Below are 23,809 nucleotides of genomic sequence, written 5' to 3' on the forward strand. Positions count from 1 at the left end.
GAAGCGTCTCGGTGCGAAGGGCTGGCCCAACATTCCCGCGTTCCACGCGGGCGACTTTCATGCGAAAAGGAGCGCCTCCTCCAGAAGGCCGACGCCGATGACGCTTACCGGATTTCTTGCCTACACCGCGGCGCTGGCCTTCGCCGCCGCCATTCCCGGTCCCGGCATCACGGCGCTGGTGGCGCGCGCCCTCGGTTCGGGCTTTCGCGCCTCCTTCGCGATGTCGGTCGGCTTGATGGTCGGCGATCTCACCTATCTGACCGCCGTGGTGCTGGGGCTTGCCCTCGTCGCGCAAAGCTTCGGCATGGTCTTCCTCGCCATCAAATGGGCGGGCGCGGCCTATCTCGCCTGGCTCGGCTGGCGCTTCTGGACCGGCGGCATCACGCCCGAGGCGATCGAGGCGCAGGCCGCCAGGGACGGACTGGCGGGCTGCTTCGTGTCCGGGCTGACGCTCACCCTCGGCAACCCGAAGACCATGATCTTCTATCTGGCCATCACGCCGACCATCATCGACCTCAACAGCGTCACGCTGGCCGACTACGCCCTGCTCGCGGCCATCACGCTGGTCACGCTGGTCATCGTTCTGGTGCCTTATCTGGTGCTGGCGGCCAAGGCGCGCGGGTTCCTGCGTTCGCCGCGTGCGCTGAAAAGGCTGAACCGCACCGCCGCCGCCTTCATGATGGGCGCGGCCGCCGCCATCGCTGCGCGCCAGTAGCGCGAAATCATTCCGATTAACCTGGAGTATCCGGAATATTTTACCGGAAACATGCCGCTTTCAGCATGCGGCCCACTCGGATAATCGCTTGCCTCGCCCTATCTTCGGCGCTTCGGAACAGCGCGTGTCGCCTTCGCGCATTGGAGCATAGCAGATGAACAAGCCCGTCACCTCCGCGCGCGTGCCCGGCCGCGGCCGCGTCTACAATTCGATCACCGAGACGATCGGCGACACGCCGCTGGTGCGGCTCGACAAGTTCGCCAGGGAAAAGGGCGTCGTCGCCAATCTCATGGCCAAGCTCGAGTTCTTCAACCCGATCGCCTCGGTCAAGGACCGGATCGGCGTCGCCATGATCGAGGCGCTGGAGGCTGCCGGCCGCATCATGCCGGGCCGCACCACGCTGATCGAGCCGACTTCGGGCAACACCGGCATCGCCCTGGCCTTCGCGGCCGCCGCCAAGGGCTACAAGCTGATCCTGACCATGCCCGAAACCATGTCGGTGGAGCGCCGCAAGATGCTGGTGCTGCTTGGCGCCGAACTGGTGCTGACCGAGGGCGCCAAGGGCATGAAGGGCGCCATCGCCAAGGCCGACGAACTTGCCGCCACCTTGCCGGACGCCGTCATTCCGCAGCAATTCGAGAATGCCGCCAATCCCGACATCCATCGCCGCACCACCGCCGAGGAGATCTGGAACGACACGCAAGGCGATGTCGATATCCTCGTTTCCGGCATCGGCACGGGCGGCACCATCACCGGCGTCGGCCAGATATTGAAGCAGCGCAAGCCCTCGGTTCAGGTCGTGGCGGTGGAGCCGGAAGCCTCGCCGGTGCTGTCCGGCGGCCAGCCGGGACCGCACAAGATCCAGGGCATCGGCGCAGGTTTCGCGCCGAAAGTCCTCGACACCGCGATCTATGACGAGGTGGTGACGGTTTCGAACGAGGACGCCGTGGCCAATGCCCGCCTCGTGGCGCGGCTGGAAGGCGTGCCGGTCGGCATCTCGTCCGGCGCGGCGCTGCAGGCCGCGGCCGTCGTCGGCGCGCGGGCGGAAAATGCGGGCAAGAATCTCGTGGTGATCGTCCCCTCCTTTGCCGAGCGCTATCTGTCGACGATCCTGTTCGAGGGGCTTGGAACCTGAACGTCCCGGTTCCGGATGCGCGAAGCGCCGCGAACGGCGCGGCGCTTGCAGAATCTTACTTGAGGCGCTGCGGCCTGTAGGTCGTGGCGCGGCGTGCGGCCGTGCCGGGTCGGCAGACACGGCTGTCGTGCCGGCTTTCCAGCGTCGTTGCGAAGCTCATGACCAGTTCCCGGTCTCGGTTCAGTGCGCCGGCCCGAACGTGTCGCCGCGGCGTGCGCAGGCAGGGCCGGGGCCGCGCATATAGTGGCGCTCCGGCCGGTAGGTCGGTGAAACGAACTCGCGAAGGGCGGCGATCAGCCCCGTTATCAGTGTGAAGATACGCATTACAAATCCAGTCCCTGTCCCGTTTTCGGATGTCCCTTCCGAATTGCGGACACCTTAGCGTTCATGCGTGAATCTTCGGTGAACGCGATGTTAATCTTTCCCGAAAAATGCCCCGCATCGTGGCTGGATTGCGGCTGATTCGGGGCGTTTCGGTGCCTTTCGGCGGGTTTCACGCTTGTGTGCTTTTTCCAACACGCAAGTTTCGTGATTATGTCGCTGGGCTTGCGTTTTGTTTCGTTTTTCGTTGCAGGTCCTTAATTGGCGTGGCGATCCCGCGGCGACAGGAACCGTGCCGTTTCCCGTGCGTTGCTAATGCTTGTCGAAGGAGTCCGCCATGGCGCCGCGTCCGGCCTGGAGAGGCTATCTCAAGCTTTCACTCGTCACCTGCGCGGTCGAACTGACCAACGTCGTCACCCACGCCGAAAAGGTTTCGTTCCGGGTGCTGAATCGCAAGACCGGAAATACCGTCAAGCGCATCTATGTGGATTCCGAGACGGGCAAGCCGGTGGAGGACGGCGACGAGATCAAGGGCTACGAGGTCGACAGCGGCGAATTCGTCCATATCGAGGAGGACGAGATCGAGGCCGTGCGGGTGGAATCCTCCAACATGCTCAGCCTCGACGGTTTCGTCGACAAGACGTCCATCCAGCAGATCTATCTCGATACGCCCTATTACCTCAGTCCCGCCGACAAGGTGTCGGAGGACGCCTTCGCCGTCATCCGCGAGGCGCTCGCCGCCAAGAAAAAGGCCGGGCTCGCCCGCATCGTGCTCTATCGCCGGGAGCGGCCGGTGGTGATCGAGCCGCTGGGCAGGGGCATGGTGCTGACCACGTTGCGCTACGACAGCACGGTGCGCCAGCCCGGCGTCGTGTTCGACGACATCAAGGCGGTCAAGATCGACAAGGAGATGATCGACCTCGCCGTCCACATCATCGACAAGAAGGCGACGACGTTCGATCCCTCGACCTTCGAGGACAAATACGAGGAAGCGCTTCTGGAGCTCGTCCGCGCCAAGAAGGCCGGCAAGAAGGCGCCGAAGGCCAAGCCGGCCGAGAAGCCGTCCAATGTGGTCAATCTGTTCGACGCGCTGAAGAAGAGCCTGGCCGCCGACGAAGGCGAGGAGGACGCGACGTCCGTGAAGGCGACGAAATCCTCGAAGCGCAAGGCCCCGGAGCCGAAGTCCAAACCCGCCCCGAAGCGCAAGTCGGCCTAGGCATGGTGCGGCCCCTCAATGGCTGATCTGGAGCAATACCGTTCGAAGCGCGATTTCGCGAGGACGTCGGAACCGGCGGGCAAGACGGCGCGCGCCGCCGCGAAGTCCGGGGCGGGCGGCATCTTCGTGGTCCAGAAACACGCGGCGACCCGGCTGCATTACGATTTCAGGCTGGAGCATGACGGCGTGCTGTGGAGCTGGGCGGTCACGCGCGGGCCGAGCCTCGATCCGCACGAAAAACGGCTGGCCGTCCATGTCGAGGACCATCCGATCGAATACGCCTCCTTCGAGGGCACCATCCCCAAGGGCGAATATGGCGGCGGTTCGGTGATCGTCTGGGACGAGGGCACCTGGGTGCCGGAGCACGATCCCGCTCTGGGCATGAAGAAGGGCCATATCGACTTCGAGCTGCACGGCCACAAGCTCAACGGCAAATGGCATCTGGTGCGGTTGAAGCCGCGCCCCGGCGAGAAGCGCGACAACTGGCTGTTGATCAAGTCGGCCGACGCGGCGGCCCGCCCCGGCGAGGACATTCTGCAGGAGGCGCCGGATTCGGTGAAGTCCGGCCTGAGCGTCGAGGAGGTCGGCGAAGGCAAGGCGGCCAAAGGCGAAAAGCCCAGGGTCTGGCATTCCGATAAGCCGGCGACGGCCAAGGGGCGCGCCAAGGCGGCGCGCATGCCGGAATTCGTCGAGCCGGCGCTCGCCACGCTGGAAAAGGACGCGCCGTCGGGCAAGGAATGGCTGCACGAGGTGAAGTTCGACGGCTACCGCATGCAGGCGCAGATCGCCGGCACCGAGGTCAGACTGCTCACCCGCAACGGGCTCGACTGGACGGAAAGGTTCGGCGGCGGCATTTTGGCCGCGCTGGCCGGGCTGAAATGCTCAGATGCCGTGCTGGACGGCGAGATCGTGGTGCTGGGCGACAACGGCATCTCCTCCTTCTCGCTGCTGCAGGCCGATCTTTCGGCGAAGCGCACGAACCGCATGATCTACTACGTGTTCGACCTGATGCGGTTGAACGGCGAGGATCTGCGCGGCGAGCCGCTGGTGGAACGCAAGGAGCGGCTGAGGGAGCTTCTCGGCGACCAACCGCAGGATTCGCCGTTGCGCTTCAGCGATCATTTCGTGGAGCCGGGCAAGGTGATGCTGGAACACGCCTGCCGGCTGGGGCTGGAAGGCGTGGTCTCGAAACGCGCGGAATCGCCCTACCGCAGCGGCCGGGGACTTAGCTGGATCAAGTCGAAATGCACGCAGCGCCAGGAATTCGTCATCGGCGGTTATCTGCCCTCGGACAAGACCGGGCGCGGCCTGCGCTCGCTGCTGGTCGGCTATCACGAGGGCGGCAAGCTGACCTATGCCGGGCGCGTCGGCACCGGTTTTTCGACCGCGGCCGCGGATGACCTCAAGAAGCGGCTCGATGCGTTGAAGGCGGCGAAATCGCCTTTCGCGGGCAAGGTGCCCGGGGGCAGGGGGCTCGTCTGGGTCAGGCCGGACCTGGTCGCGGAAGTGGAGTTCCGCGCCTGGACGTCGGATCGTATAATCCGCCATGCTTCCTTCCAGGGCCTGCGCGAAGACAAGCCGGCGGAGGAAGTCGTGCAGGAAGAGCCGGGCGCGCCCGCCGCCAAGGCGAAGGCTGGATCGAAGCGCCCGGCCGGTCCGTCGAGAGGGAGCGCGAAAACCACGGTGAAACTCAGCCATCCCGACAAGCTGCTTTGGCCGGCCGAGAAGGTGTCCAAGCATGACCTGCTCGACCATTATGCGCTGGTATGGCCGCGCATGGAGCCTTTCGTGGTCAACCGTCCGCTGGCGCTGGTGCGCGCGCCGGACGGAGTGGACGGCCAGCGCTTCTTCCAGAAGCATGCCTCGCCCGGCATGAGCGACCATATCCAGCGTTCCAAGGACCCGGAGGATGGCGAGGAGATCCTGTTCATCAAGGATTTTGACGGCGTCGCTGCCCTGGTGCAGATGGGCGTGGTGGAAATCCACATCTGGGGCTGCACGGTCGACAAGATCGATACTCCCGATCAGATCGTCTTCGATCTGGACCCCGACGAAGGCGTCGCAGTCGAGGTCGTTCGCCGGGCCGCGCTCGATATCCGCGCCCGGCTGGAGGAACTGAAGCTGCCCACCTTCGTCAAGACCTCTGGCGGCAAGGGCTACCATGTCATGGTACCGCTGAAGCCCGCCGCCAAATGGGACGAGGTGAAGGGCTTCGCGCATGATTTCGCCCGGGCCATGGAGCAGGCCGCGCCGGACCGCTACACCGCCACGCTGTCGAAGAAGGCGCGGACGGGCAGGATCTTCATCGACTATCTGCGCAACGGACGCGGCTCCACCACCGTGGCGCCCTATTCGTCGCGGGCCAAGAAGGGCGCGACGGTGTCCATGCCGGTGACGTGGAAGGAGATCGAGCACGGCCTGCCGCCCAACGCCTTCCCGATCGGCGACAAGACCACGCTGAAGCGGCTTGCCGGCGATGACCCGTGGGCGGATTTCTTTGCGAGGGCCAAGGCGCTGAAGCGCGGATAGGCGCGGTAGAAACCAGCCGCACCGAGCCGGCGGGTCCTTCAGGCGTTGCCGATCAGGATGCCGGCTGCGAACACCAGCGCGCCGCCGAGCACCACCTGGAAGGCGGCGCGCAGGAATGGCGTTTCCATGTAGCGGTTCTGCACGAAGGCGATGGCCCACAGTTCGAAGAACACCACCACGGCCGCGACGCCGGTCGCCGTCCAGAAATGCGGGATCAGGTAGGGCAGGGCATGGCCGAGCCCGCCCAGCGCCGTCATGATGCCGGTTGTTAAGCCGCGCTTGATCGGCGAGCCGCGTCCCGACAGCCTGCCGTCGTCGGAGGCGACTTCGGTGAAACCCATGGAGATGCCGGCGCCGATGGAGGCGGCGAGGCCGACGAGGAAGGTCTGCCAGGTGTCGTGCGTGGCGAAGGCGGCCGCGAAGATCGGCGCCAGCGTCGACACCGAACCGTCCATCAGCCCGGCAAGGCCCGGCTGGACATAGGTCAGGATGAACTGCCGCCGCTCGGCGGCGCTTTCTTCTTCCTTGGCTTCTGCGGGCACATGCTTGCGCTCCAGCGATTCCGCCAGCGATTCGTGGCCCTGTTCGGCAGCGGCCAGCGCGCCCAGGAGCTTGCGCGTGGAGGCATCCGAACTCCGTTTGGCTGCGGCGACGTAGAAAAGCTGCGCCTGCCGTTCCATTTCCGCCGCCTGCCCGCGCACATGGTCGATGCCCAGCGGCCGCACCAGCCAGTCGGGCTTGCGCTGGTAATAGCCGCGCACGTGTTCGCGCCGGATCAGCGGGATGCGGTCGCCGAAGCGCTTGCGGTGCAGGTCTATCAGCGCCTCGCGGTGCCCGTCCTCCTCCGCGGCCATCTCCTCGAACAGCTTGGCCGAATGCGGGAAATCCTGCGACAGTCCGTCGGCATACGCGCGGTAGATGCGGGCGTCGTCCTCCTCGGAGGAGATGGCGAGCGCCAGGACTTCCTGCTCGGACAGGGAATCGAAGGACCGGCGGCCGAAGCCGAAGACGCGGGAAAGCATGATTGTGATACTCTAGTTTAGAATGGTTCTAAACTAGATAGTTTGCGTGTGCGGGTCAACCGGAAGCGGGTTCGCCGAATGCGTAATGCCGGTCTTTTTATCGGCAAACATTAGCCTATATGAAAAGGCCGACGATCAGGAAGGAAATCCGTAGCATGACCGCAAAGCGTGCCGAAGCGTTCGATCCCAAGCCGGCGCTGGAACTCATCGCGTCGATCGAGGCGGATCTTGAACGCCTCAAGGGCCTGCTGGCCCAGCCGGTGGAAAAATTCGATCCGGCCAATCCGCACAACAAGAGCCCTGACGGCAAACTGACCGAGGAAGGGGTGGAGTGCTGCTACCGCATGTTCGACGAGGGCAAGTCGCGCTACACGGTGGCGCAGCAGATGAAGATCTCCTTCGCCGCCGCCACCCACCGTTTCAACGCCTGGCGAAAGGTCGGCGGCACCAAGCGCAAGAGGGCGCTTCTGGGCTGACGGGCACTTCGCCCTAAAGCCGGGGCCAAAAGAAAAGGGAGCGCCGAACAACGCTCCCTTTTTACCTGGTTTCGGCCGAGCCGCGGTCAGCGAAGCACCGGGCACCAGCGGTCGCTGCGGTCGAAGGTCACGATGACCCGATCGCCGCGCGAACGGCCGATGATGTTGATGGTGCGCCGTCCGACCGACTCGATGCGGGCCCGGCGGATGCCCATGCGCTCGGCCTTGCGCAGCGCGCGATCGGGCGTGCATTCGTCGCGGCGGTATTCGCCATAGTCGTCGCGGCGATCCTCGCGCCAGTCGCGCCGGCTATCGCGCCGATCGTAGCAATTGTCGTCGTAGCGGGGATCGCAATTGTCCCGCATCCGGACCTTGGGACCGTCCGGGCCGATCTGGATGTTGAGGTCCTGGGCGGAAGCCCCGGAAACCGGAAAGGCCGTGGCGGCGACGGAAATGGCGAGTATTGCCGCGTGGAGAATCTTGTTCATGGGTACCTCCTGTTGCTGCGGCTAAACGCAGGGATATCCCTTCCGGTTCAAGTCAGTTTTTTGCCCATGCCCGAAATATTAGGTGAGCGGACGCGTATTGGCGGCTTGCGTCGTCAGTCCAGCGTGCGGCGGAAGCGCAGCAGCGCCATCGTGGCGAACAGCACCACGAACCCCAGCAACCAGATTATTTCGGGCGCCACGGCGGGCAGCGTCGCGCCTTTCAGCATCACCGCGCGCACGATGCGCAGGAAATGCGTGAGCGGGAAGATTTCGCCGAGCTTCTGCGCCCAGCCCGGCATGCCGCGATAGGGGAACATGAAGCCCGAAAGCAGGATCGAGGGCAGGAAGAAGAAGAAGGTGAGCTGCATGGCCTGCATCTGCGTGCGCGACACGGTGGAAATGGTGTAGCCGAGCAGCACCAGCCCGAGCACGAAGACCAGGATGCTCGACAACAGCAGCGGCAAGCCGCCCACGAACGGCACCGAGAACAACAGCTTGGCGGCGATCAGCACCACCACAACCTGCACCGCGCCCACGCCGGCATAGGGCAGCACCTTGCCCAGCATGATCTCGGCGGGGCTCGCGGGCATCGCCAGCAGGTTTTCCATGGTGCCGCGCTCGGTCTCGCGCGTCAGCGCCATGGCCGTCATCATCACCATGGTCATCTGCAGGATCACGCCGAGCAGGCCGGGCACGATGTTGTATTGCGAGATGCCTTCGGGATTGTAGAGGTGGTGCACCACGATCTGTAGTTGGCCGGCGGCCTGCTCCTTCGCCATCGCCTCCATGCCCTGGGCGCGCAGCAGCGCCTGGGAAGCGACGGTGCCCAGCGTCGCGACCGCGCCGCTGGCGGCGGCAGGATCGGTGGCGTCGGCCTCGACCAGAATCTGCGGATGGTCGCCGCGTTCGACGCGCTTGCCGAAATCGGCGGGAATCGTGACCACGAAGGCGACGTCGCCGCGCGCCAGCAGCAGATCGGCCTCTCCCTGCGTCTGCGCGATGTGGTCGAAGCGGTAGTAGTTGGTGTTCTCCAGCGCCACCACCATGGCGCGCGTGTACTGGTCGTTGCTCATCGCCAGCAGCGCGGCCGGCAGCCGCTTGGGATCGTTGTTGATGGCGAAGCCGAACAGCACCAGAAGCATCAGCGGCACGCCCAGCATCATGGCGAAGGTGACGCGGTCGCGCCGCATCTGGATGAATTCCTTGGCCAGCAGGGCGCGCAGCCGGGACAGGGAGAAGACGGTGTTCATGGGAGCGACACCTTTACCTTCCCCCTTGTGGGGAGGGTCGGCGCGCGTGTTTTGCAGGGCAAAACACGCGAGACGGGGTGGGGTCTGCCAGCAAGTTAGATCCCCAACCCCCACCCCGCCTTGATCGCTCTGCTTCGCATAGCGTTCTCGTCGACCCTCCCCACAAGGGGGAGGGTGGGGCGCCGCGCCTGGCCGGCGCAGAGGAAAAAATACCGCTTCTCATTGCGCCATGTTGTCCTTCGACCCGGCCATGAACTGGATGAACACGTCTTCGAGGCTGGTCTCGCCGGGGGCGGCGGTGACGCCCTTGTGCGCCTTGCCGATGTCGGCCAGCGCCGCCTCCAGCGCCTTTCGATCCGAACCGACGACATGCAGAGTCGCGCCGAACGGCGCCACCTGTTCCACGCCGGGCCGGCTCTCCAGTTCGCGCGCCACGGCATCGAGGTTCGGTCCCTGCACCACGAAGGTGGTGAGCCCGGCATTCTTCACCACCTCGTCTACCGTGCCCGTGGCCAGCATCTTGCCGTAGGAGATGTAGGAGATGCGGTGGCAGCGCTCGGCCTCGTCCATGTAGTGCGTCGAGACCAGCACCGTCAGTCCGCCATGCGCCAGCCGGTGGATCTCGTCCCAGAACTCGCGCCGCGCCTTGGGATCGACGCCGGCGGTGGGCTCGTCGAGCAGCAGCAGCTTCGGCTGGTGCATGATGCAGGCGGCCAGCGCCAGCCGCTGTTTCCAGCCGCCCGAAAGCGTGCCGGCAAGCTGGTCGCGGCGCGAGGTCAGGCCCAGATCCTCCAGCGTGCGGTCCACATGGTCGGCGACCGGACGCAGCTCGTAGAGCCGCGCCACGAATTCGAGGTTTTCGGCAATGGTCAGGTCTTCGTAGAAGGAGAAGCGCTGGGTCATGTAGCCGACCTCGCGCTTGATCTTCAGGCTTTCGCTCCTGAGATCGTAGCCAAGCACCGTGCCTTCGCCCTCGTCGGGGGTCAGCAGCCCGCACATCATGCGGATGGTGGTCGTCTTGCCGGAGCCGTTGGGGCCGAGGAAGCCGACGATCTCGCCCTCGGCCACCGTCATGGAAACGTGATCCACGACGGTCCTGTCGCCGAAGCGCTTGACCAGGTTCCTGACGTCGATTGCGTTCATGGCTGCCATGAGGGGAGCAGGGGATCCAGGAAGCAGGGGAGCATGCTTTTCCCTTCCGCCTTGTTCCTCCTATTCCCTTGTCTTTGCTGCGATATCCACATCCACGATCTGGCCCGGCTGCAGGGCGTCCGCTTTGCCTTCCGGATGCGCCTCCACGAGGTAGACCAGCTTCTGCCGGTTCTCGAGCGAGTAGATCACCGGCGGGGTGAATTCGGGGTCCGGCGAGACGTAGCTCACCCTGGCTTTCAGCCCCTCGCCGCAGCCGTCGCAGCGGACCGAAAGCTCGGACCCGACCTTGACCGAGGCGAAGGCGGCTTCCGGAATGTAGACGGTCAGCTTGACGGCACCGTCCGGCAGCATCGAAAGCACCGGTGCCGTCGGACCCGCCGTGTCGCCGGGGTTGCGGATGACGTCGTTGATGCGGCCGGGCGAGGGAGCGGTGAGAACGCGCTTGGAAAGCCGCCAATTCGCCTGGTCGAGCGCGGCCCGCGACTGCTTCACCTGGTTTTCCGCCGCCTTGATCTCCTCCGGCCGGGCCGGCAGTCGCCCGACCGCCAGATTGGCGTCGCTCTGGCCGATCGCTGCCTCCGCGACCGCGGCCTGGGTGGCGGCGTCGTCATATTGCGCCTGCGTGGCCACCCCGCGCTTCAAAAGGTCGCGCGTGCGTTCCAGCGTGCGGTTGGCGTCGTCGGATTGCGCCTTGGCCGAGCGGACCGCCGCCTCCAGCACGGCGATTTCCTCGGGCCGCTTGCCGACCTGCAAGTTCGCGAGTTGCGCCCGTGCCTGGGCAAGCGCCGCCTGCGCCTGCGCCACCGCGCTGCGGGCATCCGAATCCTCCAGCTTAACCAGCGGCGCGCCGGGTTCGACCCGGTCGCCGCGCTTCACGGACACTGTTTCGACCGTCGCGACCTCGATCGGCGCCAGCAGCACGAAATCGCCCTCCACATAGCCCACGGCCAGCGGCGCCGGTGTTGCGCAGGCGGAAAAGAGCTGGGCGGCCAGCGGCAGGGCGCACAAAAGGCTCATGCGTCGTTCTCCGTGTCTGCGGCACGGCCGGGATCCGCCGTGGCGTGCGCCGCCAGCATCGCCTCGAGATTTCCCGCGATGATCGCGCCCACCTTGGCGGCTTCGGCCGGGCCTATTTCCTTCCAGCCCATGCGGCGCATCACCGGCTCGCGGCCGATTCGGAAATAGACGACCTGTCCGATCATCGAGAAGACGGTGAGCCGGGTCTCCTCGCTTTCGGCCGGCTCGCCGGTCGCTTGCTCCCAGACGGCGCAAAGCCGCTTGTGCACCGGCTCGAACACGCCGGAATAGACACGGTCGATGGCGGCCGAAGGATGCGAAAGCTCCCTGAGCAGGAATTGCGCGATCTGGCCGGCTTCGGGCTGGGCGACCAGGAAGGCCACCATGCGTTCGGCCACGGCGGCAAGTTGCGCGCGCGCTTCGGCCGGCGGCAATGGAGCGCCGGGCATCGCGAGGTCGCCGAGCGCCTGCCGGGCCACCGATCGCACCGTTTCCACGATGTGATCGGCCACCGCCGCGCGCAGCCCTTCCTTGCCGCCGAAATGGTAGGCGATGGAGCCGATATTGGCCTTGGCCATGGTCGCGATGCGGCGCGTGGACGTGCCTTCGAAGCCTTCCTGGCCGAACAGGTGCATCGCCGCGCGGATCAGCGCCATGCGGGTGGCATCGGCGGAGGAGGCCGGACCCTGGCTCTCCGGCTGCGCGTTCTGGTCTCTGACGATCATTCCATGACTTTAATCAATCGAATGATTAAGGTCAATTTGGATTGCCGCGCCTGCGATCCGCCGTTCTGCGGTTAGTCGGGCAGGCTAGGCGATGGACATGGATCGGCCGCGGTCGTTTCCGGCCTGCTTGGCGACATCGGCGCCAAGGCTCACCCCGGAATCCGGGCGTTGAGGACTTGTTGCCGGACGGATGAGCGCCGGCCGCCGCACATGGTTGATTTGCCTGGGCCGGCGCGCTTTATTTCGGCATGGCCAAGGAAATCGAGCGCAAGTTTCTGGTGAGGGACGGATCGTGGCGCGAGGCCAGCGAAACAAGCATTTCCTTTGTGCAGTTCTATATCGCGATCTCTTCCGAACGCTCGGTGCGGCTGCGCATCAGCAACGGCCGAAGCGCCAAGCTCACCCTGAAATTCGGTTCGGACCTCGCCGCGCGCGACGAGTTCGAATACACCGTTCCGATCGCCGACGCCCGCGAGATGATGCAGTTTGCCGTGGGCAAGGTCATCCGCAAGACCCGCCATCACGTCCGCCATCGCGGCTATCTCTACGAGGTCGACGTGTTCAACGACGTGTTCGACGGGATGGTGATCGCCGAACTGGAAACGCCCGACGCCGTGCCCGACGACATGTTGCCGCCATGGCTCGGCGCGGAGGTGACCGGCGACATGCGCTATTCCAACGCCTCGCTGGCGTTGAACGGTTTTCCGGAACCTGTGCGATGATTGGGCATCCTATCCGTGCCGGCCCGCTTGCGGTGCAGGAAACCCGCCTTCCCGGGATGAACCATGACGGCGCCCGCTGAAACCTTGATGGACAGGATCGGCCGCTGGCTGGCGGAGCGGCTCCAGGACGAATGTTCGGGTTATGAACCCTATACGCCGTCGGATCCCGAAACCCTGCGCCGCGTGCTCCAGCCGGGCGATATTCTCCTGGTGGAAGGCAACCAGAAGATTTCGGCGGCGATCAAGTACCTGACCCAGTCCACCTGGTCGCACGCCGCGCTTTATGTCGGCGATGCCTTGCCGGAACCGGACGACGGTTCGGAGCGGCCGCGCCTGATCGAGGTGACGATGGGCCTCGGCTGCGTGGCGGTGCCGTTGTCGCGCTATCGCACCTACAATACCCGTATCTGCCGCGCCAGCGGTCTGTCGCCGGAAGACCGCGAGCGCGTCGTCTCCTTCATGGTCGAGCGCATCGGCATGCGCTACGACCTGAAGAACATCTTCGATATGCTGCGCTATTTCCTGCCGACGCCGCCGGTGCCGGTGCGCTGGCGCCGGCGCATGATCGCCTTCGGCTCGGGCGATCCGACGCGGGCGGTCTGCTCGACGCTGATCGCGGAGGCCTATGGCGCCATCCGCTATCCGATCCTGCCCGAGATCACGCTGGCGCCGGGGCGCGCTTCGGCGCAATCGCGTTATTCCAGACAGGAAATCCTGCACATACGTCACCACTCGCTCTACACGCCGCGCGATTTCGACCTGTCGCCCTATTTCCGCATCGTCAAACCGACGCTGGAATACGGTTTCGATTACCGCTCGCTGGTCTGGAGCGATCAGCGGGCAGGCAAGGAGCCGGCTTCGCTGTCCGTGCTGGAGGGAGGGGATGCCTGATCGCGGCGGCGCTGCAGCAGCCGGGCTGCCAGCCAGCACAGCAGCGCCCAGGCGAAGCCGGCGAACCAGCCGCCCAGCACGTCCGACGGCCAGTGCACGCCGAGATAGATGCGGCTGAAGCCGACGAGCAATGTCACGGCCACGGCCAGAAGCAGCACATAGGCGCGCGCCGCGCGGCCATCGAGGGAACGCGCCGCCAGCGAGCCGAGCGTCAGATAGGTCACGGCCGACATCAAGGCGTGCCCGCTCGGGAAGGAATAGGTGCTGACATCCATCAGGTGCGACACCAGTTCCGGGCGCGGCCGCTCGACGCCCAGCTTGGTCAGCGTGCCGATCAACTGGCCGCCCGCCACGGCCAGGAACATGAACAGCGCCGTCCGCGGCCGCCGCGTGACCAGGAAGTAGCCGACCGTTGCGGCCGTCACCGGCGCCAGGATGCTGATGCTGCCGAGGCTGGTGACGTCGCGCATCGTCTCCTGCAGCCAGCGCGGGCCGATCGGGACGTCGGTGTGGCCGGGCTGGCGCAGCGCCAGCAATATGTCGGTATCGAAGCTGTGCGGCGCTGCCGAACGCGCTGCCTCCATCATCTCGACGAAACCCCACAGGCAGCCGACTATGATCAAGCCGCCCAGCAGCAGGGGAAATTCGACCCGGCCGATGAGCCTGGACCCGTCTCGTTTCATGCAGGCATCCTTCGTCGCTGGTGCGTCGGCTATCTGCCTTCGAAATACGGCCCAAGCGTGATGAGGGCGACGGAGACGATGGCCAGCGTCACGCCGCATGCCTGCAAAAGGCCGAGCCGCTCGCCATAGAAGACGAGCGCCACGACGTTCACGGCCACGAGTTGGATCACGGCGGAGAGGCTGAAGGAGATCGACATGCCGAATTCGCGGATCAGCCGCAGCATGATGAGGTTGCCGAGCGAATAGAGCACAAGCGTCAGCACGATCTTGCCGAAGCTCGGCGCGAGCCCCCATTGCTTGGCGGCCGTTGCGCCGAGCAGGAAAATCAACGTCGAAAGGCCAAGCTGGCCCAGTCCCCAAGCGCTCACACCGTTCTCCCGCCCGTGTCCACGCATTTTTGGACGTGCGCGCGAGCCGCGGTCAAGGCCGGCCGGCAAGTTCGTGTGGACCGGTCGATTTTTCATCTTCGATCTGGCCGTTTTTCCAGCGCGTGCTAAAATGAGATTGGGAGATCACCATGCAAAAGCCAGTTAATGACCGTGGCCTGTTCAGGCCGCCGGATCTTGCCCGGTTGCAACGCGCCTTCGACGAGGCCTGTCGCTGCCGCGGGCTCCTACCGGACTCGCCAGAGGCACGCGACATGGCGCTCACCCTGCTCGCCCTTCACACCTCCGGCGTCACAGACGAACGGCGGCTGCTGGAGGCACTTCTGGCGCCGCCTCCCGACGCGATGATCGCCTGACGCGGCGGTCCCGAACGTCCTCACCCGGTCCGGCGTGATGCGGCGAGCCGGTCGGCTATCGCCTTCGCCTGAACGCTGGCGGCATGGAAATTGCCGGCGATGGCGGGTTTCATGCCGATGAACCACAGGCCGGGCTGTCCCGTAGGCTCGTCTCCCGTGGCTTTCGGCACGCCCTTGCCGTCCAGCACCCCGAGATCGCCGACCATGCCTTCAAGGCCCGTGCGGTAGCCGGTCGCGGCTATCACCACGTCCGGCGCGACGGTGCTTCCGTTCGCCAGTATCACGCCGTCGGCCGTGAAACGCGCCACCGGCGCCACCACCTCGACCCGACCGGCCTTGATCGCGCGGACGGCGCCGTCGTCGGTGGCGATGGCGATGTGCTCCTTCGCCAGCCGGCTCGCGCCGCCCTTGGGGGCGGGCGGCAGGCCGTAGCGCTTCAGGTCGCCCAGGGCCAGCCGCTGCGTGGCGGCGATCGCCGCGTCCGCCAGCCGAAGCGGCAGCCGCTGCATCAACAGGCCCAGGCGCTGCACCGCGACATTGGCGATCCGCTTGGGCAGCAGCGACGGGCCGTTGCGCGCCGAAAGCCAGATATGGGCGGCCTTGCCGCGGCTGAGATGATTGAGGACGTCGAAGCCGGAGTTTCCCGCGCCGGCCACCAGCACCTTCTTGCCGGCATAGTCTTCCATGCGGCCGAAATCCGCGGCATGGACGAGCCGGCCGCCGAAATCCGCGAGGCCCGGCCAGTCGGGCGTCCAGGGCAGCCGGTCGCGCCCGGTGGCGATGATCACCTCTCCCGCCTGCCTGGGGCCTGCGCTCGTTTGCAATTGCCAGTGCCCGTCGCTCCGGTCGAGGCGCTCCACCTCGACGCCGAACTCGATCCTGATGCCGCGTTCGGCTGCAAACCGCTCCAGATAGTCGATGACGGTCTGCCGCGCGGGAAAGGCGGGAGTTCCCGCCGGAAAGCGCATGCCGGGCAGGTAGGAGAGGTCTCTATGCGTATTGAGGCTGAGCCGCTGGTGGCGCCGGCGCCAGGGCTCGGCGACATGCGGCGCCTTTTCCAGCACGACGGCGGCTATGCCGCGCCGCCCGAGCGCGTCGGCGACGGCCAGCCCGGCCGCACCGGCCCCCACGATGATCACCGGTTCCGCGTTTGCGGTCATGTCGTCCTGATCCAACCTTTTTGCAAATCCGGTATGTGACGCCACCATAATTATGGCAATAGTGCTGCACTGGATCGGAACCATGCCATCGCTGGCCAAGCGCATAGATCGATTTCTGGACCGGCGCGCGCCGGCCGTGCCGCATGCGCAGCTTTCGCTGGCGCAGCGCCTGTCGCTGATTTCGGCCCATGGCGACTTTTCGCTCGCGTATTCCACGGCCACCCAGCCGGGGCTTTCCTATTTCGGCGACGCCGACGGCTACATCGCCTTTTCCACCAAGATGGGCCGCCACTATGCGCTGGCCGATCCGGTCGCCGCGCCGGCCCGCCGCGAAAGCCTGATCCGGAATTTCATCGCGGCGGCCGGGCAGCCCTGGTTCGTGCAGGCGGGTGAAGGCACGGCGCGGATCCTGTCCGGCCTCGGCTACCGGGTCGGCCGCGTCGGCGTGGATACGCGCCTGCCGCTGCCGGCGCACGATTTCTCCGGCAAGCGCAACGAAACCGTGCGCTATTCGCTGCGCTGGCTGCAGAAGAACGGCTACAGCCTGGCCGAGGATACCGGCACATTTGCCGCGGGGGAGGTGGAGCGGCTTTCCGCGGACTGGCGTTCGGGCCGCATCGTCAGCCGACGCGAGATGGCGTTCCTCAACCGGCCTTTCGCCGCGGTGCCCGGCCCGGGCATGCGCCGCTTCGTGCTTGCCGATACGGGCGGCCATCTCGTGGCCCTGCTCGATTTCGACCCGATCCAGCGGGACGGGCGCGCGATCGGCTACACCACCTCGTTCAAGCGCAAGGTGGCCGGCGCGACGCCCCACGCCGAGATCGGCCTGACCAAATTCGCCGTCGAACGCTTCAATGCGGAAGGCGTCGGCGCCGTCACCCTCGGCCTGTCACCCCTGGCGGAGCTGGAACCGAGCGGGATGCCCGAAAGCGCTTTCTGGCGCGGCGCGTTCCGGCGCGCCTTCGGGTCAGCACTGGTCAACCGGTATATTTTCAACCTGCAGGGACAGGCCGCCTTCAAGCGCCGCTTCCACGGCGTCGAGGAGCCCGTCTATATCGGCTTCCGGCGCGGCGGCCCGATCGGGATGCTGGCGCTGCTGCGCCTGCTCAAGGTGATCTGAGCCTACTGCCCCGGTCAGTTGCGCAGGCGATAGCCGGTGCGGAAGATCCAGCCGATCACCCCGATGCAGACGAGCAGGAACGCCAGCGTCATGGTCAGGCTGATGCCGACGGACACGTCCGCCTTGCCGAAGAAGGACCAGCGGAACCCGCTGATGAGATAGACGACGGGGTTGAACAGCGTGACCGTGCGCCATGCTCCCGGCAGCATGTCGATCGAATAGAACGAGCCGCCCAGGAAGGTCAGCGGGGTGACCACCAGCAGCGGCACCAGTTGCAACTGCTCGAAATTCGCCGCCCATATGCCGATGATGAAGCCGAACAGGCTGAAGGTTATGGCCGTCAGCAGCAGGAAGCCGATCATCCAGAAGGGATGCTCGATGTGCAGCGGCACGAACAGTGCCGCCGTCGCCAATATGATGAGGCCGATCGACACCGACTTGGTGGCGGCCGCTCCGACATAGGCGGCGACGATCTCCAGATAGGACACCGGCGCCGACAGGAGTTCGAAGATCGTGCCCACGAATTTCGGGAAATAGATGCCGAAGGAGGCGTTGGAGATGGACTGCGTCAAGAGCGACAGCATGATCAGCCCCGGCACGATGAACGCGCCGTAGCTCACGCCGTTCACCTCCGAGATGCGTGAGCCGATGGCGGCGCCGAACACCACGAAATAGAGCGACGTGGAAATCACCGGCGAAACCACGCTCTGCAGCAGCGTGCGCAGGGTGCGCGCCATCTCGACCTTGTAGATCGCCCAGATGGCGCGAAAATTGACCGCGCGGGAGTTCATGGCTCGTTCCTGACAAGGTTGACGAAGATTTCTTCCAGCGAGCTTTTCCGCGTTTCAAGATCGCGGAACGCTATTTCGGCGCTGTCGAGATCGCGCATCAGCGAGGCCACGCCCGGCCGTTCCGCCTGGTCGTCATAGATGTAGGTCAGCGTTGCGCCGTCCTGCGAAAGCTCGAGATCGTAATGCGCGAGCGCCTGGGGAACGGCGCTGATCGGACTGCGCAGCTCCAGCCGCAATTCCTTGCGGCCGAGCTTGCGCATCAGCTCGGTCTTGTCCTCCACGAGGACGATCTCGCCATGGTTGATGACGCCGACCCGGTCGGCCATCTCCTCGGCTTCCTCGATGTAGTGGGTAGTCAGGATGATTGTGACGCCCTTGTCGCGCAGGCGCCGCACCATGGCCCACATGTCCTTGCGCAGCTCCACGTCCACGCCTGCCGTCGGCTCGTCCAGGAACAGGATCTGCGGCTCGTGCGCCAGCGCCTTGCCGATCATCACGCGCCGCTTCATGCCGCCGGAGAGCGTTATGATCTTGGCGTCGCGCTTGTCCCAGAGGGAAAGTTCCTTCAGCACCTTGTCGATGAAGGCCGGATCGGCCGGCTTGCCGAACAGGCCGCGGCTGTAGGCAAGCGCCGAACGCACGGTCTCGAACGCTTCCACCGTCAGTTCCTGCGGCACCAGCCCGATCAGGCTGCGCGCGGCGCGATAGTCGCTCGAAATGTCGTGCCCCTCGACGCTCACCGTGCCGGTGGAGCGGTTGACGATGCCGCACACGATCGAGATCAGCGTCGTCTTGCCGGCGCCGTTGGGCCCCAGCAGGGCGAAAATCTCCCCGCGCCTGATGTCGAGATTGATGTCCTTCAGCGCCGCGAAGCCGGACGCATAGGTCTTGGACACGTTGGCGATGGAAAGTGCCGGGGCAATGGAAGGCGCGGGCTGCATGGACCAAGCTTCGCAAAAATGGGCTGAAAGGAAGACGCCAAGGGATTCGAAAGGCGTGTTTGTGCTGCACAAATGTCGGTCGCGGCAAGACGGAGTCAATGCGGCTCCTGACATATCTCGCCACCAGCGGACAAATTGCCCGGTTGCGGAACGAAGCGCTTCCGTTTGAGTTTCACCTTGGCCGACCGGTCCGGTCGGCGCATCGATGAGGGAAACCATGCTGAAAATCGCCGCCGCCGCCTTGCTGGCAAGCGCCTGCCTGTGCGGGTCCGCCTATGCCCAGACCAAGGACAGGACGCCGCCGCCGAACTCGAAGAAATTGTCCGAGATTATCGCCAAGGTCGAGCAGCGGCCCGACTTCCGCTACGTTTCGGATGCCGAATGGAGTGATGGCGGCTACGACGTCACCTATTACACCACCGACAACGCCAAGGTCGAAATGAAGTTCGATCCGGTGACCGGCGAGACCAAGAGCCCGCAATAGACCGCTCACGCCGCTCGGCTCGGCGGCTCGCGCGATCCCCCGGGGGCGTGCGGGGCGCGCCGCTTCGGCGGCTTGCGCCTCAGCTCTTGGCCTGTGCCATCACCAGAACCGGCTTTTCGCTGTAGAGGCCTGGGAACAGGCGCTTCAGCGCCTCGATCTTCGGCAGGTCGTTATACACGATATAGGGATAGGTCGGGTTCAGGGTGAGGAAATCCTGGTGGTACTTCTCGGCCGGATAGAACGCCTTGCCGGTTTCGAGCGTGGTCACGATCGGCCCGCCGAACACCTTGGCCTTGTCGAGTTGGGCGATATAGCTCTGTGCGATCTTCTTCTGCTGGCCGTTCGCCGCGAAGATCGTCGAGCGGTACTGCGTGCCTTGATCCGGGCCTTGATAGTTCAACTGGGTCGGATTGTGCGCCACCGAGAAATAGACCTGCAGGAGTTGTCCGTAGGTGATTTTTGACGGATCGTAGGTGATCTCGACCGACTCGGCGTGCCCGGTGGTGCCGGTGCCCACGGTCTCGTATTCGGCGTCGGCCCTGGAGCCGCCCGCATAGCCGGACACGGCGTTCTTCACGCCCTTCACGTGCTGGAACACGCCCTGCACGCCCCAGAAGCAGCCGCCCGCGAACACGGCCTTTTCCTGGCCGGTCGCAGCCTTCTCGTCCATCGCCGGCGGCGGTATCTTCACCGCCTCCTCCGCGGCCTTTGCCGATGGCAGATGCCACAGGGCGAATGCCGCGCCTGCCAGCATCAACGTGGCGGCGGCCAGCGCCTTGCCCGATGCTGCCCTTGGCGAGCTGTGTTCAGTATCTTTTTCGTTCGGCATGATCCGCTCCGCTCTCGCTCCCCACCGGGACGGCTATCGAGCCTGGACCATAGACCGGAAGCGCTACACATGCGCCTCACAAACCCGTGCGCGGCCGTGTGACCGCGCGCATCGCGTCTGGTGAAAGCGTTATTGCGTGAGCACGGTCTCGGACGGGCGCTTGTTGAAGTCGCATTTGCCGGTGACCGTGTAGAAGAAGTCCGCGTTGGTCACGTCCGGGGATGGCGGGTTGTTGCCGCCGTCTTCCCATGCCTGCGTGCTCGGCTGGCCGCAGGGCACAGCCGTGAAGATGTCCACAGTCTTGCCGCTGGCGATCTGGGTGCCGTTCAGATACATGAAGTTCGACGTTTTCGGGTCGTTCGACTTCATTGTCGCCTTGGTTCCGGTGGTCACGTCCATCTGCAGGTAGAGCGCGTTCATCTTGCTTACGTCGATGGAGGCGCCGGTAGCACTCGCCACGTTCATGTTGCAACTTGTGTAGAGGTTGCCGTCCTTGAACGATCCGGCCGGCGCGTCTGCCTTCTTGGTGGTGCTGGTGCAGGTTTGCTGCTGCGCCACGACCGTGAAATTGCCCTTGTTGTCCGGCGTGAGCACGGTGGTGGTGCCGTAGCCTTTCGTGCCGCCCTTGCCGTTATACACGTAGGTGATCTGCATGAGCGGAACGGCGGTGCTTTGGCCGAACTGCGTGCCGTAAAGCGTGATCTTCTTGTCCCAGTATCCCGACGCCTTGTCGATCTTGAAACTGGCGTTCACCAGTGCCGGGTTCTTCTTCGCGCTGGTGGAAACGCCGATCGGCACGCTTTTGATCATGGCGAGGTTCATGAAATTGGTCGGCATCGAATAGCTGGCCGTGGCCGACAACGAGACGGACCCGTCCGCGCCGAACACGGCGGACTTCAGGGTGGCCGTGCCCTGGCCGCCATTTGCGATGAAGGCGCTTTGCAGGTTTGCCTGCCGGTCGGCATCGGTTGCGGTCTTGTCCATGGTGGTCAGCGACAGAACCGCCGCATCGAGCGCGTTCTGCATGGAGGCCTTGTCGGACACGGCCATGGTGTAATCCACCGACATGCCGACGGCCAGCACCAGCGGCACCAGGCCAATGGCAAAAACCGGCAGGAACGAACCGCGTTCGGACCTGGTGAACCGGCCACACATGTTGCGCATATTGCCCTCTTCGGCGAGACGTGGCGGGCAAACTAGCAGCGGGAAGCGAAAGGCTTGCTAATCGAATCGGTAAAGTTTTAGCGGCCACGCGCGATGCTTTGGCTCCCCGGCCTTGCGGCGCAATGGCCGCGAACCCGCCATATGCCGGCGCGCTTTGTGGACCGGCCGCTGAAATCCGGTTTCCAACTTGCGTGCGAATGCTTTATAGGCCGCGGCCATGACCACACCGCTCGACCACATCCGCAACTTCTCCATCGTCGCCCATATCGATCATGGCAAGTCCACGCTCGCCGACCGCCTCATCCAGATGACGGGGGCGCTGGACGCGCGCGAGATGGCCGGCAAGGAGCAGGTGCTCGACAACATGGACATCGAGCGCGAGCGCGGCATCACCATCAAGGCGCAGACCGTGCGCCTGAACTATCGCGCCAGGAACGGCGAGGATTACGTCCTCAACCTCATCGACACGCCGGGCCATGTCGACTTCGCCTATGAGGTGTCGCGCAGCCTCGCCGCCTGCGAGGGCTCGTTGCTGGTGGTGGACGCCTCCCAGGGCGTCGAGGCGCAGACGCTGGCCAATGTCTACCAGGCCATCGACAACGACCACGAGATCGTCGTGGTGCTGAACAAGATCGACCTGCCGGCCGCCGAGCCCGACCGCATCAAGGAACAGGTCGAGGAGGTGATCGGCATCGACGCCTCCCAGGCCGTGCTGATCTCGGCCAAGACCGGCATCGGCATCGAGGAGGTGCTGGAAGCCGTCGTCCATCAATTGCCGCCGCCGCGCGAGGGCGACCGCAGCGCGCCGCTGAAAGCGATGCTGGTCGACAGCTGGTACGACGCCTATCTCGGCGTCATCGTGCTGGTGCGCGTCATCGACGGCGTGCTGAAGAAGGGCCAGACCATCCGCATGATGGGCACCGGCGCGAAATATCCGGTCGAGCGCACCGGCTTCTTCACGCCCAAGATGGTGCAGGCCGACGAGATCGGCCCCGGCGAGTTCGGCTTCATCACCGCCTCGATCAAGGAAGTGGCCGACACCCGCGTCGGCGATACCATCACCGAGGACCGCCGCCCGACGCTTCAGGCGCTGCCGGGCTTCAAGCCGGCCCAGCCCGTGGTGTTCTGTGGCCTCTTCCCCGTGGACGCTGCCGATTTCGAGGATTTGCGCGCGGCCGTCGGCAAGCTGCGCCTCAACGACGCCTCCTTCTCCTACGAGATGGAGACCTCGGCCGCGCTCGGCTTCGGCTTCCGCTGCGGCTTCCTCGGTCTGCTGCATCTGGAGATCATCCAGGAGCGGCTGGAGCGCGAGTTCGACCTCGACCTGATCGCCACGGCCCCGAGCGTCGTCTACCAGATGCACCTGACCGACGGGCGCATGGTGGAACTGCACAACCCGGCAGACATGCCCGACCTGGTCAGGATCGACCATATCGAGGAGCCGTGGATCCGCGCCACCATCCTCACCCCGGACGATTATCTCGGCGGCATATTGAAGCTGTGCCAGGACCGGCGCGGCATCCAGGCCGACCTGTCCTATGTCGGCAAGCGCGCCATGCTGGTCTACGATCTGCCGCTCAACGAGGTGGTTTTCGATTTCTACGACCGCTTGAAGTCGATCTCCAAGGGCTACGCCTCCTTCGACTATCACCTGACCGACTATCGCGAGGGCGACCTGGTCAAGATGTCTATCCTGGTCAATGACGAACCGGTGGACGCGCTGTCCATGCTGGTGCACCGCACGGCGGCGGAAAAGCGCGGTCGCGCCATGTGCGAGAAGCTGAAGGAACTGATCCCGCAGCACATGTTCAAGATCCCGATCCAGGCGGCCATCGGCGGCAAGATCATCGCCCGCGAGACGATCTCGGCGCTGCGCAAGGACGTGACGGCCAAGTGCTATGGCGGCGACGTGACCCGCAAGCGCAAGCTGCTGGACAAGCAGAAGGAAGGCAAGAAGCGCATGCGCCAGTTCGGCAAGGTGGACATCCCGCAAGAGGCGTTCATCCAGGCGCTGAAGATGGGGGATTGACGGGAGGGAGGATATCTCCTCGCCGTGCGTCCTCCTGGAAGCAAAAACTTCCACCCTTCGTGACGGGCCGAAATCGTGTCGCGAATTACGGCAAATATTCGGCGGAAATTGGGCCCGCATCACATAGGGTTTCTCTTCAGGAACTTAATTGATCCGGCGCTCGACATTGCCGGACGATTTTTTATTGCGCCGCACAATCACTTTAAC

25 protein-coding genes are annotated in these 23,809 nt (G+C 65.0%); 11 read left to right on the forward strand and 14 right to left on the reverse strand.

The window, feature by feature from the left end:
* The first annotated feature begins 97 nt into the window (after nt 1–97).
* Complete coding sequence (locus tag QU595_RS03210; RefSeq protein ID WP_315919111.1) at nt 98–715, forward strand: LysE family translocator; 618 nt, start codon at nt 98–100, stop codon at nt 713–715.
* A gap of 154 nt (nt 716–869) precedes the next feature.
* Nucleotides 870–1,850: a cysteine synthase A gene (gene cysK, locus QU595_RS03215; protein ID WP_315919113.1), complete on the forward strand. Its 981-nt coding sequence runs from the start codon at nt 870–872 to the stop codon at nt 1,848–1,850.
* Nucleotides 1,851–2,030: 180 nt separating this feature from the next.
* On the opposite strand, the gene QU595_RS03220 is transcribed toward cysK, so the two are convergent.
* On the reverse strand, nt 2,031–2,174 hold the full coding sequence (locus QU595_RS03220) for a hypothetical protein (RefSeq protein ID WP_315919115.1): 144 nt from the start codon (nt 2,172–2,174) through the stop codon (nt 2,031–2,033).
* Between the two features lie 334 nt (nt 2,175–2,508).
* Here QU595_RS03220 and QU595_RS03225 point away from each other — a divergent pair, with 334 nt between their 5' ends.
* Together QU595_RS03225 and ligD are read left to right on the forward strand one after the other, a co-directional pair.
* Nucleotides 2,509–3,387, forward strand: a complete 879-nt coding sequence (locus QU595_RS03225; RefSeq protein WP_315919116.1) for a Ku protein — start codon at nt 2,509–2,511, stop codon at nt 3,385–3,387.
* 18 nt (nt 3,388–3,405) lie between these two features.
* Nucleotides 3,406–5,916, forward strand: coding sequence for a DNA ligase D (ligD, locus tag QU595_RS03230; RefSeq protein WP_315919118.1), 2,511 nt, complete (start codon nt 3,406–3,408; stop codon nt 5,914–5,916).
* 38 nt (nt 5,917–5,954) lie between these two features.
* Here ligD and mbfA read toward each other — a convergent pair whose 3' ends face one another.
* Nucleotides 5,955–6,938, reverse strand: a complete 984-nt coding sequence (mbfA, locus tag QU595_RS03235; protein ID WP_315919119.1) for an iron exporter MbfA — start codon at nt 6,936–6,938, stop codon at nt 5,955–5,957.
* Between the two features lie 155 nt (nt 6,939–7,093).
* On the opposite strand from mbfA, the gene QU595_RS03240 reads away from it, so the two are divergent.
* On the forward strand, nt 7,094–7,414 hold the full coding sequence (locus QU595_RS03240; protein ID WP_315919120.1) for a hypothetical protein: 321 nt from the start codon (nt 7,094–7,096) through the stop codon (nt 7,412–7,414).
* Between the two features lie 86 nt (nt 7,415–7,500).
* Here the strand turns inward: QU595_RS03240 and QU595_RS03245 are convergent, their stop codons facing one another.
* The 5 genes from QU595_RS03245 to QU595_RS03265 form a co-directional block, all read right to left on the reverse strand.
* Entirely contained in the window at nt 7,501–7,902 is a 402-nt protein-coding gene (locus QU595_RS03245; protein ID WP_315919122.1) for a hypothetical protein, read from the reverse strand.
* Between the two features lie 113 nt (nt 7,903–8,015).
* Nucleotides 8,016–9,152, reverse strand: coding sequence for an ABC transporter permease (locus QU595_RS03250; RefSeq protein WP_315919123.1), 1,137 nt, complete (start codon nt 9,150–9,152; stop codon nt 8,016–8,018).
* A gap of 219 nt (nt 9,153–9,371) precedes the next feature.
* The gene (locus tag QU595_RS03255; protein WP_315920668.1) at nt 9,372–10,295 is read right to left on the reverse strand and encodes an ABC transporter ATP-binding protein; all 924 of its coding nucleotides are present in this window, start codon (nt 10,293–10,295) and stop codon (nt 9,372–9,374) included.
* Between the two features lie 69 nt (nt 10,296–10,364).
* On the reverse strand, nt 10,365–11,321 hold the full coding sequence (locus QU595_RS03260; RefSeq protein ID WP_315919124.1) for an HlyD family secretion protein: 957 nt from the start codon (nt 11,319–11,321) through the stop codon (nt 10,365–10,367).
* A complete protein-coding gene (locus QU595_RS03265; protein ID WP_315919126.1) occupies nt 11,318–12,046 on the reverse strand; it encodes a CerR family C-terminal domain-containing protein in 729 nt (242 codons plus the stop codon). The genes QU595_RS03260 and QU595_RS03265 overlap by 4 nt, the downstream gene beginning before the upstream one ends.
* 248 nt (nt 12,047–12,294) lie before the next feature.
* On the opposite strand from QU595_RS03265, the gene QU595_RS03270 reads away from it, so the two are divergent.
* Both QU595_RS03270 and QU595_RS03275 read left to right on the forward strand, forming a co-directional pair.
* The gene (locus QU595_RS03270; RefSeq protein WP_315919128.1) at nt 12,295–12,768 is read left to right on the forward strand and encodes a CYTH domain-containing protein; all 474 of its coding nucleotides are present in this window, start codon (nt 12,295–12,297) and stop codon (nt 12,766–12,768) included.
* A gap of 63 nt (nt 12,769–12,831) precedes the next feature.
* Nucleotides 12,832–13,659 (forward strand): YiiX/YebB-like N1pC/P60 family cysteine hydrolase, encoded by an 828-nt coding sequence (locus tag QU595_RS03275; protein ID WP_315919130.1) that lies wholly within the window; start codon nt 12,832–12,834, stop codon nt 13,657–13,659.
* Here QU595_RS03275 and QU595_RS03280 read toward each other — a convergent pair.
* Nucleotides 13,602–14,342 carry a phosphatase PAP2 family protein gene (locus QU595_RS03280; protein WP_315919132.1) on the reverse strand — a complete coding sequence of 247 codons (741 nt, stop codon included), beginning with the start codon at nt 14,340–14,342 and terminating at the stop codon, nt 13,602–13,604. The two genes, QU595_RS03275 and QU595_RS03280, sit on opposite strands and share 58 nt — an antisense overlap.
* Nucleotides 14,343–14,371: 29 nt before the next feature.
* Nucleotides 14,372–14,710: a hypothetical protein gene (locus tag QU595_RS03285; protein ID WP_315919133.1), complete on the reverse strand. Its 339-nt coding sequence runs from the start codon at nt 14,708–14,710 to the stop codon at nt 14,372–14,374.
* A gap of 149 nt (nt 14,711–14,859) precedes the next feature.
* Here QU595_RS03285 and QU595_RS03290 point away from each other — a divergent pair, with 149 nt between their 5' ends.
* Complete coding sequence (locus QU595_RS03290; protein ID WP_315919135.1) at nt 14,860–15,084, forward strand: hypothetical protein; 225 nt, start codon at nt 14,860–14,862, stop codon at nt 15,082–15,084.
* 20 nt (nt 15,085–15,104) lie between these two features.
* Here the strand turns inward: QU595_RS03290 and QU595_RS03295 are convergent, their stop codons facing one another.
* Entirely contained in the window at nt 15,105–16,244 is a 1,140-nt protein-coding gene (locus tag QU595_RS03295; RefSeq protein ID WP_315919137.1) for an NAD(P)/FAD-dependent oxidoreductase, read from the reverse strand.
* Nucleotides 16,245–16,326: 82 nt separating this feature from the next.
* Between QU595_RS03295 and QU595_RS03300 the strand changes: the two genes are divergently transcribed.
* Complete coding sequence (locus QU595_RS03300) at nt 16,327–17,364, forward strand: phosphatidylglycerol lysyltransferase domain-containing protein (RefSeq protein ID WP_315919139.1); 1,038 nt, start codon at nt 16,327–16,329, stop codon at nt 17,362–17,364.
* Between the two features lie 14 nt (nt 17,365–17,378).
* On the opposite strand, the gene QU595_RS03305 is transcribed toward QU595_RS03300, so the two are convergent.
* Together QU595_RS03305 and QU595_RS03310 are read right to left on the reverse strand one after the other, a co-directional pair.
* On the reverse strand, nt 17,379–18,155 hold the full coding sequence (locus QU595_RS03305; protein ID WP_315919140.1) for an ABC transporter permease: 777 nt from the start codon (nt 18,153–18,155) through the stop codon (nt 17,379–17,381).
* Nucleotides 18,152–19,096, reverse strand: coding sequence for an ABC transporter ATP-binding protein (locus QU595_RS03310; RefSeq protein ID WP_315919142.1), 945 nt, complete (start codon nt 19,094–19,096; stop codon nt 18,152–18,154). Before QU595_RS03310 ends, QU595_RS03305 begins: the two co-directional genes overlap by 4 nt.
* Nucleotides 19,097–19,313: 217 nt before the next feature.
* On the opposite strand from QU595_RS03310, the gene QU595_RS03315 reads away from it, so the two are divergent.
* Nucleotides 19,314–19,580 carry a PepSY domain-containing protein gene (locus tag QU595_RS03315; protein ID WP_315919143.1) on the forward strand — a complete coding sequence of 89 codons (267 nt, stop codon included), beginning with the start codon at nt 19,314–19,316 and terminating at the stop codon, nt 19,578–19,580.
* 79 nt (nt 19,581–19,659) lie between these two features.
* Here QU595_RS03315 and msrA read toward each other — a convergent pair whose 3' ends face one another.
* On the reverse strand, nt 19,660–20,409 hold the full coding sequence (gene msrA / locus QU595_RS03320; RefSeq protein ID WP_410000467.1) for a peptide-methionine (S)-S-oxide reductase MsrA: 750 nt from the start codon (nt 20,407–20,409) through the stop codon (nt 19,660–19,662).
* Between the two features lie 129 nt (nt 20,410–20,538).
* Nucleotides 20,539–21,573, reverse strand: a complete 1,035-nt coding sequence (locus QU595_RS03325; protein WP_315919144.1) for a TadE/TadG family type IV pilus assembly protein — start codon at nt 21,571–21,573, stop codon at nt 20,539–20,541.
* A gap of 217 nt (nt 21,574–21,790) precedes the next feature.
* Between QU595_RS03325 and lepA the strand changes: the two genes are divergently transcribed.
* Nucleotides 21,791–23,602, forward strand: a complete 1,812-nt coding sequence (lepA, locus tag QU595_RS03330; protein WP_315919145.1) for a translation elongation factor 4 — start codon at nt 21,791–21,793, stop codon at nt 23,600–23,602.
* Nucleotides 23,603–23,809 lie beyond the last annotated feature (207 nt).

This window comes from Mesorhizobium sp. SP-1A, from assembly GCF_032460275.1.
Lineage (GTDB): Bacteria > Pseudomonadota > Alphaproteobacteria > Rhizobiales > Rhizobiaceae > Mesorhizobium.

Excerpts from the sequence above, each read along its gene's own strand:
- QU595_RS03260 (WP_315919124.1), bottom strand. The coding sequence starts at position 11,321 with ATGAGCCTTTTGTGCGCCCTGCCGCTGGCCGCCCAGCTCTTTTCCGCC.
- QU595_RS03265 (WP_315919126.1), bottom strand. The coding sequence starts at position 12,046 with ATGATCGTCAGAGACCAGAACGCGCAGCCGGAGAGCCAGGGTCCGGCC.
- QU595_RS03280 (WP_315919132.1), bottom strand. The coding sequence starts at position 14,342 with ATGAAACGAGACGGGTCCAGGCTCATCGGCCGGGTCGAATTTCCCCTG.
- QU595_RS03270 (WP_315919128.1), top strand. The coding sequence starts at position 12,295 with ATGGCCAAGGAAATCGAGCGCAAGTTTCTGGTGAGGGACGGATCGTGG.
- lepA (WP_315919145.1), top strand. The coding sequence starts at position 21,791 with ATGACCACACCGCTCGACCACATCCGCAACTTCTCCATCGTCGCCCAT.
- QU595_RS03210 (WP_315919111.1), top strand. The coding sequence starts at position 98 with ATGACGCTTACCGGATTTCTTGCCTACACCGCGGCGCTGGCCTTCGCC.
- QU595_RS03240 (WP_315919120.1), top strand. The coding sequence starts at position 7,094 with ATGACCGCAAAGCGTGCCGAAGCGTTCGATCCCAAGCCGGCGCTGGAA.
- QU595_RS03220 (WP_315919115.1), bottom strand. The coding sequence starts at position 2,174 with ATGCGTATCTTCACACTGATAACGGGGCTGATCGCCGCCCTTCGCGAG.
- QU595_RS03325 (WP_315919144.1), bottom strand. The coding sequence starts at position 21,573 with ATGCGCAACATGTGTGGCCGGTTCACCAGGTCCGAACGCGGTTCGTTC.
- QU595_RS03290 (WP_315919135.1), top strand. The coding sequence starts at position 14,860 with ATGCAAAAGCCAGTTAATGACCGTGGCCTGTTCAGGCCGCCGGATCTT.
- mbfA (WP_315919119.1), bottom strand. The coding sequence starts at position 6,938 with ATGCTTTCCCGCGTCTTCGGCTTCGGCCGCCGGTCCTTCGATTCCCTG.
- QU595_RS03315 (WP_315919143.1), top strand. The coding sequence starts at position 19,314 with ATGCTGAAAATCGCCGCCGCCGCCTTGCTGGCAAGCGCCTGCCTGTGC.
- QU595_RS03255 (WP_315920668.1), bottom strand. The coding sequence starts at position 10,295 with ATGAACGCAATCGACGTCAGGAACCTGGTCAAGCGCTTCGGCGACAGG.
- QU595_RS03245 (WP_315919122.1), bottom strand. The coding sequence starts at position 7,902 with ATGAACAAGATTCTCCACGCGGCAATACTCGCCATTTCCGTCGCCGCC.
- QU595_RS03300 (WP_315919139.1), top strand. The coding sequence starts at position 16,327 with ATGCCATCGCTGGCCAAGCGCATAGATCGATTTCTGGACCGGCGCGCG.
- cysK (WP_315919113.1), top strand. The coding sequence starts at position 870 with ATGAACAAGCCCGTCACCTCCGCGCGCGTGCCCGGCCGCGGCCGCGTC.
- QU595_RS03225 (WP_315919116.1), top strand. The coding sequence starts at position 2,509 with ATGGCGCCGCGTCCGGCCTGGAGAGGCTATCTCAAGCTTTCACTCGTC.
- QU595_RS03310 (WP_315919142.1), bottom strand. The coding sequence starts at position 19,096 with ATGCAGCCCGCGCCTTCCATTGCCCCGGCACTTTCCATCGCCAACGTG.
- QU595_RS03275 (WP_315919130.1), top strand. The coding sequence starts at position 12,832 with ATGACGGCGCCCGCTGAAACCTTGATGGACAGGATCGGCCGCTGGCTG.
- QU595_RS03250 (WP_315919123.1), bottom strand. The coding sequence starts at position 9,152 with ATGAACACCGTCTTCTCCCTGTCCCGGCTGCGCGCCCTGCTGGCCAAG.
- ligD (WP_315919118.1), top strand. The coding sequence starts at position 3,406 with ATGGCTGATCTGGAGCAATACCGTTCGAAGCGCGATTTCGCGAGGACG.
- QU595_RS03295 (WP_315919137.1), bottom strand. The coding sequence starts at position 16,244 with ATGACCGCAAACGCGGAACCGGTGATCATCGTGGGGGCCGGTGCGGCC.
- QU595_RS03305 (WP_315919140.1), bottom strand. The coding sequence starts at position 18,155 with ATGAACTCCCGCGCGGTCAATTTTCGCGCCATCTGGGCGATCTACAAG.
- msrA (WP_410000467.1), bottom strand. The coding sequence starts at position 20,409 with ATGCCGAACGAAAAAGATACTGAACACAGCTCGCCAAGGGCAGCATCG.